General features: G+C 33.5%; 12 protein-coding genes. 8 read left to right on the top strand and 4 right to left on the bottom strand.

Translation table 11 applies throughout. The features are described 5' to 3' along the window. Positions 1-5: 5 nt before the first annotated feature. The 4 genes from QL232_RS19430 to fmt all read left to right on the top strand — a co-directional run bounded on the left by QL232_RS19430 (position 6) and on the right by fmt (position 4,120). Entirely contained in the window at positions 6-416 is a 411-nt protein-coding gene (locus QL232_RS19430) for an Hsp20/alpha crystallin family protein (protein WP_281615443.1), read from the top strand. 182 nt (positions 417-598) lie between these two features. Beyond that, on the top strand, positions 599-2,380 hold the full coding sequence (locus QL232_RS19425) for a tetratricopeptide repeat protein (protein WP_281615442.1): 1,782 nt from the start codon (positions 599-601) through the stop codon (positions 2,378-2,380). 88 nt (positions 2,381-2,468) lie between these two features. Further along, positions 2,469-3,191 carry an RNA methyltransferase gene (locus QL232_RS19420; RefSeq protein ID WP_281615441.1) on the top strand — a complete coding sequence of 241 codons (723 nt, stop codon included), beginning with the start codon at positions 2,469-2,471 and terminating at the stop codon, positions 3,189-3,191. A gap of 2 nt (positions 3,192-3,193) precedes the next feature. Next, on the top strand, positions 3,194-4,120 hold the full coding sequence (gene fmt / locus QL232_RS19415; protein ID WP_281615440.1) for a methionyl-tRNA formyltransferase: 927 nt from the start codon (positions 3,194-3,196) through the stop codon (positions 4,118-4,120). A 60-nt stretch (positions 4,121-4,180) separates the two neighbouring features. Here the strand turns inward: fmt and QL232_RS19410 are convergent, their stop codons facing one another. From QL232_RS19410 to QL232_RS19400, 3 genes are all read right to left on the bottom strand, one after another. Beyond that, the gene (locus QL232_RS19410) at positions 4,181-5,227 is read right to left on the bottom strand and encodes a hypothetical protein (RefSeq protein WP_281615439.1); all 1,047 of its coding nucleotides are present in this window, start codon (positions 5,225-5,227) and stop codon (positions 4,181-4,183) included. A 219-nt stretch (positions 5,228-5,446) separates the two neighbouring features. Then, a complete protein-coding gene (locus QL232_RS19405; RefSeq protein ID WP_168883768.1) occupies positions 5,447-6,007 on the bottom strand; it encodes a Pathogenesis-related transcriptional factor and ERF protein in 561 nt (186 codons plus the stop codon). A gap of 185 nt (positions 6,008-6,192) precedes the next feature. Further along, the gene (locus QL232_RS19400) at positions 6,193-7,278 is read right to left on the bottom strand and encodes an Ldh family oxidoreductase (protein WP_281615438.1); all 1,086 of its coding nucleotides are present in this window, start codon (positions 7,276-7,278) and stop codon (positions 6,193-6,195) included. A 200-nt stretch (positions 7,279-7,478) separates the two neighbouring features. On the opposite strand from QL232_RS19400, the gene QL232_RS19395 reads away from it, so the two are divergent. Together QL232_RS19395 and QL232_RS19390 are read left to right on the top strand one after the other, a co-directional pair. Beyond that, a complete protein-coding gene (locus tag QL232_RS19395; protein WP_281615437.1) occupies positions 7,479-8,468 on the top strand; it encodes a glycosyltransferase in 990 nt (329 codons plus the stop codon). A 67-nt stretch (positions 8,469-8,535) separates the two neighbouring features. Then, positions 8,536-9,063, top strand: a complete 528-nt coding sequence (locus QL232_RS19390; protein WP_281615436.1) for an HAD-IIIA family hydrolase — start codon at positions 8,536-8,538, stop codon at positions 9,061-9,063. Positions 9,064-9,121: 58 nt separating this feature from the next. On the opposite strand, the gene QL232_RS19385 is transcribed toward QL232_RS19390, so the two are convergent. Then, positions 9,122-9,604, bottom strand: a complete 483-nt coding sequence (locus tag QL232_RS19385; protein WP_281615435.1) for a GAF domain-containing protein — start codon at positions 9,602-9,604, stop codon at positions 9,122-9,124. Between the two features lie 201 nt (positions 9,605-9,805). Between QL232_RS19385 and QL232_RS19380 the strand changes: the two genes are divergently transcribed. Both QL232_RS19380 and QL232_RS19375 read left to right on the top strand, forming a co-directional pair. Continuing rightward, positions 9,806-11,263, top strand: a complete 1,458-nt coding sequence (locus tag QL232_RS19380; RefSeq protein WP_281615434.1) for a hypothetical protein — start codon at positions 9,806-9,808, stop codon at positions 11,261-11,263. Further along, positions 11,247-12,530 (top strand): GDSL-type esterase/lipase family protein, encoded by a 1,284-nt coding sequence (locus QL232_RS19375; protein WP_281615433.1) that lies wholly within the window; start codon positions 11,247-11,249, stop codon positions 12,528-12,530. Before QL232_RS19380 ends, QL232_RS19375 begins: the two co-directional genes overlap by 17 nt. Positions 12,531-12,769 lie beyond the last annotated feature (239 nt).

Below are 12,769 nucleotides of genomic sequence, written 5' to 3'. Positions count from 1 at the left end.
TAAGAATGAAGTATTCAATGTCTGATTATCCATCAACTTTTATATCATCATTCATGAATGATGTGATCAATGTGTTAGATACTGTAAACCCAACGGATGCTCATGTTCCAATGAATGTGAAAGAAGGAGTAGAAGGGTATACTGTAGAAGTTGTTATTCCTGGAATAAAAAAAGAAGAGGTTTCTATTTCTGTTGAAGAAAATAAATTAGTGATTTCACACCAATATCTTGAAGAAGATGCAGAAGGAGTGAAATTCCTAAAAAGAGAATTTAAGGGTAAATCGTTTGAAAGAACATTCACTTTGCCAAATAATATTGATACGGAAAATATCAATGCTTCTTATAACGACGGAATTTTATCAGTAATTCTTCCTAAAAATATTAATGTTGAGAAGAAAAAAATTGATATCAACTAATAAATAATCGTCAAATCCAATAAATCGAAGCCAACTTGTTTAATCAGGTTGGCTTTTTTTCTTTATATATCACATGATTCTTTAAATTGCATGTTGATTTGATTTACTCAATAAATAAGAAGTGAATCTAATATTTGTACTAAATTAAACGGTTATCAATATTGGCAATTTTGTCACCTTCTATGAAACACATTTTTACATTACTCTTTTGTGTAATTCTATCCATGCCTTTGCTGGCTCAATCAAACGGAGGAAAAACAGAATCAGATAAATATACTTACGCTAAACAGTTAATTGACCAAGGAAAATATCAACCTGGCATTGTGGTTTTAGAGGATATGTTAAACATGAAAAATGTTACTCTTCAACCTTATGCATTAACATTAATGGGATATGCATATTATCAGGAAGGGAATTACCAGGAAGCGAGTGCTCAATTACAAAAAGTAGTGAGTTTATACTCTTCATGGAATCACCTTGATGAAGCACGCTACCTATTAGGTAACGTTTATGTAAAAGAAGGGAAAGTGGATGAAGCTATTGAGCTTTTTAATAAAATTACAACTGATAGCTTCGCAGAAAATATTAATACAATAACTCACCACTCGGCTGAGGATTTAACTTATGAAGAAGTAAAATCTCTTTATGACAAGTACCCCAATAATGAGATTGTACAATTGGTATTATTGGAGAAATTACAATCTCTTCCTGAAGATCAAAAAGATAATGAGTTATTAGAAAAACTTGCTCAGAATCTAGGGGTTGAAATCAGTAAGCACTTTGTAAAGAAATCTGAGTTTAAAGATGTATATACTGTGGCTGTGATGCTTCCGTTTTTTACTGAAACTACAGATGGAGCAGCTTTAAGAGTAAAAAATGAGTTTGTATATAACATCTATCAAGGTATTTTATTAGGAAAGGAATACTTAGAAAAAAGAGATATTAAAGTTGATGTTTTAGCATTTGATACAAAAAGAGATACTACTCATATTAAATCATTGTTGTCTGAAGCATCTATGAAGAATGTAGATCTTATTGTTGGTCCATTGTATGCGAATATGATTCCTTATGTACAGGCATTTTCAGATTCTACAGGCATTCCAATGGTTAATCCGATATCAAATAACTCTTCTATAATCGCTGATCACCCTAATGCGTTTTTAGTTACTTCAACTCCTGCTACTATTGGTAAAAGCTTGGGACACCACTTAAGAGAGCAAGAATTAGCGGCTTTAGAGTTAATTCCAGAAGAAGACTCGATGAGAATTAAAGCAGATACCGTAGAAGCGTATGTGATTTTTGGCCATTCAACAAAAGAAAAGAAAATGGCAGCATCATTTAAAGAAGCATATGAAGAGAAGGGTGGTAAGATTGCTGTTTATCAAGAATTTGACCCGGTAGATGGTTTTAAAATTACTCAAGAACTATTTGATCCATTGGCTAAAGTAATTGAAGGCGATTCGATCGAATTCGTAAAAGATTCTACAGCACATGTATTTGTTGCAGTAACGAATGAAGTTGAAGCTTTAAGTACAATTAGTGCTTTACTTTCTTTAGGGCCAGAAGCAACAACATATGTTCCTGAGGAGTGGTTGAAGTTTAAGCAATTAAGCTATGGACAAATGGAGTCAGCAAAAATCAATATCATGTTCCCAAGTTGGTACAATGATGATGATTATAGAGTAAAAACACTTATTGCAGATTACCAAGAGAAGTTTAATAACCAACCTACAGACTTTGTGTTTAAAGGATTTGAAACCATTTTCACTTTCGGTTCTATCCTTCATGAATATGGAAACGGTTTTGTTTCTGCTTTGCAAGAATCTGAAAAACAAAGAAAAGGATATATGCTACCTGCTGTTAATTATTTTGAGTCGCAAGACAATCAGTATGTACCTATTATCCAATTTGTAGATGGAGATTTGAAAAATACAACTCCTCCCAAGTTTGAAGAACTTGACTAGATAAAAAGATACAATAATGAGAAAAGCTGCTTAAGGGATACAATGAGGTTCTTTTAAGCAGCTTTTCTTGGCTAATAAAGTAATATAAATGCCTTACGCAGACGAGAATGATCCTAAATTCTTTCATACTTCTGAGTTTAAAAAGTATGCGGAGACAAAAGGTTTAATTGAATATTTAAAGGATTTTGCAACACCTAATAAAAAAGAGGTAATTGGAAAAGTACTGGCGGAAAGAACAAATCACCTGACAGTCTTATTGGAGGAAATATATAAACCTCAGAATGCTGCTGCAGTTGTAAGAACATGTGATTGTTTTGGTATTCAACAAATGCATGTGATCGATGAAGAAGATAAGTTTCAGTTGTCTACTAGTGTTGCCAAAGGGTCTGCAAAATGGATAGATATCAATAAATATAAAAGCTTAGAGGAATCTGTCAGTCATTTGAAAAAGGCAGGGTATAAAATTGTAGCTACTTCTCCTCATACAGACATGACTTTGGATGATCTACCTGTTGATGAGTCATTGGCATTAATGTTTGGAAATGAGTTTGAAGGCCTTACAGATGAAGCAATGGAAGCGGCAGATTATAAGATTAAAATACCAATGCATGGCTTCGCTGAAAGTTTTAATATTTCTGTTAGTGCAGCACTCGTTTTAAATCACTTGAGTACTAAAATGCGTAAAGATCCAACAATCAATTGGGCATTAACTGATGAGGAGAAAAAAGTGATTGAAATGGCATGGATATATAAGTCAATTAAACATGTTGACAGTGTTATAAAGACATTTGAACAAGAAAATCAAAAATAGATATGGATAAGAACTTAAGAATTGTATTTATGGGAACACCTGATTTTGCTGTTCCTTCATTAAAAATATTAGTAGAAAACGGTTATAATATTGTAGGTGTAATCACTGCTCCAGATAAACCAGCAGGTAGAGGACGAAAATTACAGTCTTCTCCTGTAAAACAATATGCTGAAGAAGCAGGATTGAATATTCTACAGCCGACCAACTTAAAGAAACCTGAATTCCAACAGAAGTTAAAAGAATTAGAAGTAGACTTACAAATTGTTGTAGCTTTTAGAATGTTACCTGAAGCGGTTTGGTCTATGCCGAAGATTGGTACCTTTAACTTGCATGGTTCATTATTACCAGATTATAGAGGAGCAGCTCCAATAAACTGGGCAATTATTAATGGTGAAAAAGTAACAGGTGTAACCACTTTCTTTTTACAACACGAAATAGATACAGGTGATATTATCTTTAGTCAAGAAGAGCCGATTCATGAGGAAGATACCGTTGGTGATGTCTACGGTAGATTAATGAATATTGGTGCAGATCTAGTTTTAAAAACGGTCGAAAAAATTGATCAGGGCGATTATTCAACGACACCTCAGGTGATCGTAGGCGAACCTAAGCATGCTCCAAAGATCTTTAAAGAAACTTGTAAGATTGACTTCACAAAAGATACAGAAACAGTGTACAATTTTATTAGAGGTTTGTCACCGTATCCTGCGGCTTGGACAGAGATTCAAGGAAAGACATACAAGTTATTTAAGGTATCAAAAGTTTATGATACGGATGTAGTTGCCAATGAAGATGGTTTTGCTACTGACAATAAGAAATATTTCTATATTAAAACTGCAGATGGTTTTATTGCAGTACATGAATGGCAAATGCAAGGCAAGAAAAGAATGCCTGTAGATGCATTCCTTTTAGGAACTAAATTCGAATAAACTAAACGATCCCAATTCCAATAATAGGAGTTGGGATCGTTTTATATAGTGATGTATGTATTATGATCTTAGCAACTTTAGTACCGGATAGATCACAAATGCAGCTCCATTTGAAATAAAGCGTTTTACTTCTTCTTGTTTAGGAAGTTCAACAGGAGATAAACGAACGACCTTATCAGATAACTCTTCTACTGCTTGAGTAGTTGCGTCATGAGTACTATTAAAGATGTTAATAGCTGTATCTAAAGGTTGATCAATGATTTCTTTAGAAGTATGAAGCACTTTTTCGGAAGTTTCTTTTACAAATCTAGCTGATTCATTAATCAAATCATCTGCTTGGTGAGATAAGTTTTCAATCGTCTCGTTAGACTTGCCAGATGTTTTTTCAGAAAAGGACTTACTTTTATCAACGACTTTAGTGACAATCTCTTGAGAACTCTTAAAAGTGTTTTCAACAGCTTCTCTAGCTAATTCAATAACTTTGTTACTAGTAGCTTCAGCACTTTCTAATGCAGCATCAGATAGACTTTTAGCTTCTTCTAAAATTCTACCTGCAGCTTCTTCAGACCGATTGATTACCGTATTAGTTTTCTCGGTAACAAATTCTACCTTTTCTTTAGAGTAAGCCGAAGCATCAGCAATTGTTTTATGTGAGAATTCACTAGTTTCATCAACGATTGATTCTACTTTGTGTTCTATTTTCTCTGATGCATCTTTCGCTGCTTCTTTTCCTTTTTCTATATTTTCTTTAGCGGTTTCTTTAATGTTATCAGTAGCTTCATTAATTGTTTTTGAAGTACTTTCAACAGTCTTCGCTACTGTTTCAACAATCTTATCCTTCGACTCAGAAATTGTTTGGGTAGTCTGATCTACAGTTTCAGAAACCTGTTCTGTCACTTTATCAACAGTTTCTTTTACAGTTTCGGCAACAGTTTCTTGTTTTGGAGTGGATGTTTGTTCAGTTGCTTTTTGCTCTAAATTTTGAGCATCTTCAGCTTTAGCAGTTGTTTTTTTTGCTGCGGGCTTTCTTGTTGTTCTGCGGGTTGTAGTACTTTTACCACCTTCGGTCTTAGCAGTAGTAGTACGTTTTTTTCTTTGCTGTGCCATAAAAAGTGAATTTGAAGGTTATTGTGAAACAATTGAATAAACTATTCCATTCAACTGCTTAGTGTTATAAAGTTACGTATGAATGATTATTTATTCACTATTATTTACGGAAAATATTAATAATTGATTCTCTGATATATACTTTTTTTTGTAACAAAGTAAAAAAAGGTGCTTTTCCTAAGAAAAACACCTCATAAAGTTATAGGGCTATTGATGCAATTAGTCCATTTCAGCAACCATTTCGTCTTCTATTTTATTGAGACTCTTAGTTTTGCCAAATAACTCTTGTGATTTATTGTTATAAGCCTCTGCAGCAGCTTCTGCTGAAGGGAATAAGCCTAAGTCATATCTTTGTCCTTTGGAGTAAAGGACTGCTCTGAATGTCTTTTTACTTACTTTTACTACCCCTCTGTAACCTGTTTTGTTGTGGTGATGTTTCTGATTTCTTCTTAATTCAGCCATCGTTGCCCACTCAAGGTTTTTTTCTCTACAATCTAACGCATTGCCGTTTTTAATACGAACAAAAAGACGTTTTGTAGACTCTTGTTGAGGAACAAATTTTTCTGCAATTAATTTGTGAAGGTAAATGGTAATGTTTTGGTAGCCACCGTTAGGTCTAGGATAATTCTTTTGAAAAAATACATAACCACTTGCATGCATTCTTAGGTTATTCAAAAGATCTAATTGGTTGTAATACTCATTATTTGTAATAAAATCATAAGCATCACCAGACAGAAGCACATGCTCGTCTGCATTTTTTAGTTTAATTTTGTAAAGCATTTTTCTTGGTTTTAGACAGTTAATCTAGCTAACTAAAGTTGTGTGTCCTCAAGTCGGTATAATCCTGAGGGGTTAATAAATTGGTTTATAGTTGTTGCCCAATAATGAGCAATAAAAGGTTTAAGAAGGAAGTAGTGTATTGGTTTAGTTTATAGCAATTTAAAAGTCTAAGTAATAAAGATTACTTAGAGCTTTATATCGAATTTTGAACCTACTTCTTCTAGGTCTTTTATAACAGGAGACAATACAGGGATACCCACCGTACGTCTTTCGTGTTCAATTTCTCTTTCTGGATCACCAGGAATTAATACTCTTTCCTGACCTTCCACAGTTTCGGCAGTTTTGAATCTTCTAATCCAGTTGTCCATATGAGATTTAAATTCCTCTTTTGGTCTGAATCCATCAACTCTCATGGCACCAAAGAAGTGACCTAAACCTTCTCCAACAGGATCTTCAGGTAATGGAAGGAAACTTACAAATGGAGGTGCCCAAGGTCCGTAACCTGCACCAGATAACACAGCCGATAAAATATCTACCATACTACCTAAACAATATCCTTTATGACTACTTCTTACTCTATCACTACCTAATGGTAACAATGCACCACCGCTTTTAAGAGCAGCAGCATCTGTTGTAGAGTTTCCTTGTTTGTCTTGTACCCAGCCTACAGGAGCATCTTCTTCTTTACGTTGAAGAATTTCCAATTTACCGTTTGCTGCAGTAGTTGTAGCAAAATCGGCAACAAATGGTGGTTCTTCACCAGCAGGGATCGCCATTGCAATTGGATTAGTACCTAATAATCTTTCTTTTGAAAAAGTAGGAGATACTAAAGGACTTGCATTTGTCATCGATAAACCTATCATATCATGTTGTAAAGCCATCATTGCATGATAACCCGCAATACCATAGTGGTTAGAGTTTTTGACAGAAACCCATCCGGTTCCAACATTGGTAGCTTTATCAATAGCCACTTGCATAGCTTGTGGAGCGACAACTAGCCCTAAACCAGCGTCACCATCGATAGTAGCTGTACTAGGTGTTTCGTGGATAATTTTTATTTCAGGTGTAGGGTTAATTCTACCTGCTTCCCATAATCTTACATAACCAATCAGACGAGCAACTCCATGAGAATCAACACCTCTTAAATCTGCAGATAGTAAAACGTTGGCTGCTAAGTCGGCATCCTTTTCCGGACATCCCATGGCAAGAAATACGTTTTTACTAAAATCGAAAAGTGTATTGTATGAAATTAAATTAATCCCGTTAGACATGTAAGCTATGTTTTAATGCAGTAAATTGTAACCGTTTTGTAGACGGTAATGAAATTTGTTTGAAATAAAAATCGACACGCAATCACCTCGCTAAAAAAGGTTTATACGATTGTTGATGTCACAAATTTATCAACTTTCTCAATTTGGACAAATGAGAAAAGTCTATCTAACGAATTTTTAACAGGAAATAAAACGAATACATGCAGATAGAAGTAAGTATTTTGATAGCAGCTAGAAATGAAGAAAAAAATATAGAAAACTGCTTGAATAGCCTTCTTAATCAACATTTCAATAACAATGTAAACATAGAGTTATTAATAGGTAACGATGATTCATATGATAATACAAAAAAGATTGTTGATAAATTTATTCGGCAATATTCACATATTCACTGTGTTGACGTTCCACAAAATCGAGAATTGAAGGGTAAAATTAATGTGATAGACTACCTTAGTGAACAGGCAAAAGGTAAGTATTTATTGTTTGCTGATGCCGATGTTGTTTATCCTTATCAATGGGTTGAAACAATGTACATTTCACTGAAATCTCATGATATTGCTACAGGAGTGACTACCGTTGAAGGAAAAGGAAATTGGTTAGAATTTCAACGATTAGATTGGCTTTTGGCGTTAAAACAAATCGAAATTTTCTCAAAAATTAATATTCCGCTTACTGCCATGGGCAATAATATGGGGATCACTAGAACAATGTTTGATAAGATTGGAGGAGTTAGAAAATTACCTTTTACAGTAGCTGAAGACTTTGCTATATTTCAATCTATTATTAGTCAAAATGGAAGTTATGAACAGTTATATAGCAGAAAGGTATTAGCCAAAACAGTTGGTGTTGATAGTATGGATAGTTGGTTGTCTCAGCGTTGGAGGTGGATGCAAGGAGCAAAAAAACTACCTATTTATTTAGTGGTACTTAATTACCTAAATATCACACTTTACCCACTTTTAATCATTATTTCCTTTTTTAATCCCCAGTTTGGAGTATTAATTCCTACTGTTTATTTTTTTAAAATGCTATCCCTTGTGGGAATTCAATACCAACTAAGCGAAAAAGTAGATTGGTGGTCTGTATTACTTTTTGATCTTTATCATACTTACTATTACAATCGTTTATTGCTGTATTCTTTATTTTCTCCACCTGTAGAGTGGAAGGGAAGAGTATACAATTCTGAATAAGTAGTTTAGATTATGATCTTTATATTACCTTTGTGACGAAAACCGTTTATACATTACAGACGAAAAAATGGAAAAAAATAAGTGTGTCTTTTTAGACAGAGATGGTGTTTTGAATAAAGACTATGTGGACTATGCCTATACATTAGAGAAATTCGAAGTGTTACCGGGTGTACCAGAGGCACTTAACAAGTTGAAAGAAGCGGGTTTTAAGCTTGTTATTTTGACAAATCAGTCGGGTATCGTAAAAGGTATCTATAAAAAGGAAGACGTATTCATTTGCCACAATGCTTTACAAGAAGCTTGTGACCATGCTATTGATGATATGTTTTATGCACCACTTCATGAGAAATGGTCGAATTCATTAAGCCGTAAACCAGGTACTTTAATGTTTGAAAGAGCTATTTATAAGTACAATGCTGATATGGAAAATACTTGGATGATTGGAGATAAGGAAAGAGATCTTATTCCAGCAGAAAAAGTAGGTATACAGCACAGAATTCAAGTAGATAATCCATTAGTAGAAGGTTCTGTAGCTACACATTATGCAAAAAACCTATTGGAAGCAGTAGATAAAATTATCTTAGCCGACCAATAATTGAATATATTAGACAACAAAAAAGAGAATAACGATGTCGTTATTCTCTTTTTTGTTGTTAGAAGAATTTTGAGAGATAATCACAAAGCTCTTCTAAGTATTTTTGGTCGAAGGTGTCAAAAGTGGATAGTGTGTCGCTATCTATATCCAAAACAGCAACTACTACATCATTCTTAATCACAGGAACTACGATTTCTGATTTAGAAGCAGAACTACAAGCAATATGCCCTGGAAAAGCTTCAACATCTTCCACAACATATGTTTTCTTTTCACTCCAAGTTGTACCACAAACACCTTTACCAGGTTTTATTCTTGTACAAGCTATTGGACCTTGAAATGGGCCTAATACTAATTCATCTTCTTTCACTAGATAAAACCCAATCCAAAGATGATCAAACGCTGTTTTTAGCACAGCACATGTATTGGATAAATTGGCAATTAAATCGCTTTCGATGGATGTTAAGCCTTTTATTTGAGGAATTAAACTATTGTATAATTCTTCTTTTGATGTATGATCTGGTATATATAATTCTTCAGCCATAACGTTATTATTTATATAAGACTGCAAAAGTACAAGCAATAATACATAAGGAAAATTTCTTTCTAAAAATTAATACTAGAATAACCTCTATATGTATGTTCTTTTATATCTTTAGAGTACTTTTTTAGTATAAATTTTTTGAATAAACTTTGTAGTTGTTACCGATAAACAAAGATAATAACTCAATAACCTGATAGTAAAATGAAAATAACTCCACTTAAGATTCTTCAAATACTTATTTATATAGGGATAATGTTAGCCATAGTGTTAATGATGTCTCCTAAAGAAATATCAATATTTGGTACAGAAGTGAGAGTACCAACTGCAGACGATGTTTTACCTGAAAGTTTATTAACTCCAGAAGAAGCAAATACAGACCTTTCAGAAGAAGAGTATGAAGAAGAAGATCTAACAGTTGATCTATCCGATATTGAAGAAAATTCTACTTGGACACCAGTTGAAGAAAAACCATTAGTAGTAAAAACGCCTAAAGGAGCTGTAGCTATTGAATATCCAAATGGTGATAAAGAATACTTAGATAACTTTTTTAGAGGTTTAAGTGATATTTCTGAAAAAGGAAGTATGATTAGAGTTTTACATTATGGAGATTCACAGTTAGAAGGTGACCGTATGACAGAAAGGTTGAGAAAGAATCTACAAGAACAATTTGGAGGCTGTGGTGTAGGTTTAGTGCCGATCACTGAGTTAAAAAATATGAGAACTACATTGGCTCAATCTTATTCTGATAATTGGGAACAATTTATTTGTTTTGGACCTAAAAAATATAGAGGAAAACATAACGATTACGGTTTCTTTGGAAAGTACTACACTTTTGATGGAACTGAAGCCACTATTTCATTTGAAAAAGCTCCCTATTCAAAGACTCAGCACAAAGAGTTTGAAGACTTTAAAGTCTACCTAAGAAATACAGTAGCAGATGTAACTTTAAAATATACAATGAATGAAGTGGAGGGAGACCCCAAAACAATTGAAGCCTCATCTGAACCAAAAGCAATAAAATTACCTGTATCTGGAGCATTGGGAGAACTAGATCTAGCTTTTGAAGCCGATGCATCTCCAGAAGTATATGGTGTTAGTTTTGACTGTAACACAGGTATCGCAGTAGATAATATACCGATGAGAGGTAGCTCCGGAACAGACTTTACAAAAATGAGGAAAGGTCACCTAAAAACTTTGTTTTCTGAATTAGATGTGAAGCTTCTAATACTACAGTTTGGTGTAAATGTAGTACCACAAGAAGCGGAAAGTTATAATTACTATGAGCGTTTACTTATTAAGCAGATCAATCACTTTAAAGAAGTAGATCCAAATCTATCTATTTTAATAGTAGGTGTTTCTGATATGGCGAGAAAAGATGGCTCAAAGATTGAGTCGTATCCAAATATTGATGCTGTAAGGGCTGCTGAAAGAAGAGCAGCAAATAAGGCAGGAGCGGTTTATTGGGACCTTTATTTAGCTATGGGAGGAAAGAACTCAATAGTGAAATGGGCTGATAAGAGTCCTGCATGGGCAGGAAAAGATTACACTCATTTTACTAGAAAAGGAGCCAATTTTATTGGTGATATGTTGTACAATGAATTAGTAAGAGAGTACCAAAGATATAAGAATAGAGATCCGAAGAATGTTGAAACCAAATAAATACAGTTATTGTAAACATAGAGGTTTGTGGTTTATTAAAGGGCTGCTAACAGTGGTATTGTTGTGTGCACATACAGCACCAACATCTACAGAGAATGTTAGAAGACCATTCGTTGCCTATGATTTTATTCGTATGGATTTGAATAAATTACAATCATTTGGTGATACAACACTTTATTCATTTTATAAAAAACTAGAACGCTTAGAAGAGAAAAAAGCTGGACAAGTTCATATTTTCCATTTAGGTGATTCACATATTCAAGCTGATTTCTTTTCAGGGTGGGTAAGAGAAAGATTTTATGAAGACCCTCGTTTTGACATGTCAGGACGAGGTTTCTTTTTTCCTTATAAGGCAGCTAAAACAAATAATCCTTATAGCTATAAAGTGAATAAAATAGGTAGCTGGAAAGGACAAAGAGCATCTATAAGTTATCATAAATCCAATTGGGGGCTTGCTGGAATAACAGCATCTACAACAGAGAGTTTTGCAAGTTTAACAGTAGATTTTAGTGGAAATGAAGCCTATTCCTACAGAGGGAATATTGTTCAAGTTTTTTATGATGTGAATGATGGAACCCAGTTTAAACCTACTATTCAGCCTTTAAATCCTGCATCTTTAGAAAAAGTAGAATTATTTAATGATCATATTTCTTATGTATTTGATCGACCAATTTCAAAGTTTAGACTTGGATTGAAAAAAGAGAAAGACTCTGCAATGAGATTTGACCTAAAAGGTTTCGGCGTACTAAATAGTAAAGCACCCGGAATTGTATATAGTTCATCAGGGGTAAACGGAGCGAAGGTAACTTCTTACTTAAGGTGTAAAACGATAAAAGAAGATCTTGCTGAAGTGAAGCCTGATATGATGGTGATCTCATTAGGAACAAATGATGCTTTTGTCGCTCCATTTAAGCCTCAAAGATTTTATGAAAATTATAAAAAACTAATTCAGCTGATTAGAGAGAACCAGCCTGACTTACCGATAATTCTGACGACTCCAGGTGATAATTTCAGAAACTCTAGATATTTAAATAAGGACAATGCTAGAGCAATAGAAATGATGTATAAATTAGCTCAAGAAGAACACCTAACAATTTGGGATTTCTACCATGTTATGGGAGGACTGTCATCTATAGAGAAATGGAATGAGCTTTCTATGACCTCAAAAGACCGTGTACACTTAAGTAGACTTGGCTATCAATACCAAGGTGAATTATTCTACAGAGCATTAATTACAAATTACGATAGGTTTAAAACATCTCATTAGATTAGATATATAAAATGTATTATATATAATAATTATAATATTTTAACGTATACTTATATTCGTTTACCTATATAAGTGAATGAATATTCATTAATTAAAAACGTTTAAACTTCAAAAATATCATTGTAAATTTTTAATAATAAATGTAAATATTTTAATTTAAGTGTTATTTACACACTGATTTATTTTATAAATATTTGCACTTTGCAGCTATTGAATTTATAATTGTTCACAATTGT

It is taken from the genome of Flammeovirga sp. SubArs3 (assembly GCF_947387565.1).
Lineage (GTDB): Bacteria > Bacteroidota > Bacteroidia > Cytophagales > Flammeovirgaceae > Flammeovirga > Flammeovirga agarivorans.
Note: the sequence above shows the minus strand (reverse complement) of the source record. Positions and strands in the feature narration are given on the sequence as shown.

What these genes read in the sequence shown, in the direction of transcription:
- QL232_RS19405 (WP_168883768.1), bottom strand. Translation starts at nt 6,007, where the DNA reads ATGCTTTACAAAATTAAACTAAAAAATGCAGACGAGCATGTGCTTCTG.
- QL232_RS19420 (WP_281615441.1), top strand. Translation starts at nt 2,469, where the DNA reads ATGCCTTACGCAGACGAGAATGATCCTAAATTCTTTCATACTTCTGAG.
- QL232_RS19430 (WP_281615443.1), top strand. Translation starts at nt 6, where the DNA reads ATGAAGTATTCAATGTCTGATTATCCATCAACTTTTATATCATCATTC.
- fmt (WP_281615440.1), top strand. Translation starts at nt 3,194, where the DNA reads ATGGATAAGAACTTAAGAATTGTATTTATGGGAACACCTGATTTTGCT.
- QL232_RS19400 (WP_281615438.1), bottom strand. Translation starts at nt 7,278, where the DNA reads ATGTCTAACGGGATTAATTTAATTTCATACAATACACTTTTCGATTTT.
- QL232_RS19380 (WP_281615434.1), top strand. Translation starts at nt 9,806, where the DNA reads ATGAAAATAACTCCACTTAAGATTCTTCAAATACTTATTTATATAGGG.
- QL232_RS19425 (WP_281615442.1), top strand. Translation starts at nt 599, where the DNA reads ATGAAACACATTTTTACATTACTCTTTTGTGTAATTCTATCCATGCCT.
- QL232_RS19395 (WP_281615437.1), top strand. Translation starts at nt 7,479, where the DNA reads ATGCAGATAGAAGTAAGTATTTTGATAGCAGCTAGAAATGAAGAAAAA.
- QL232_RS19390 (WP_281615436.1), top strand. Translation starts at nt 8,536, where the DNA reads ATGGAAAAAAATAAGTGTGTCTTTTTAGACAGAGATGGTGTTTTGAAT.
- QL232_RS19375 (WP_281615433.1), top strand. Translation starts at nt 11,247, where the DNA reads ATGTTGAAACCAAATAAATACAGTTATTGTAAACATAGAGGTTTGTGG.
- QL232_RS19410 (WP_281615439.1), bottom strand. Translation starts at nt 5,227, where the DNA reads ATGGCACAGCAAAGAAAAAAACGTACTACTACTGCTAAGACCGAAGGT.
- QL232_RS19385 (WP_281615435.1), bottom strand. Translation starts at nt 9,604, where the DNA reads ATGGCTGAAGAATTATATATACCAGATCATACATCAAAAGAAGAATTA.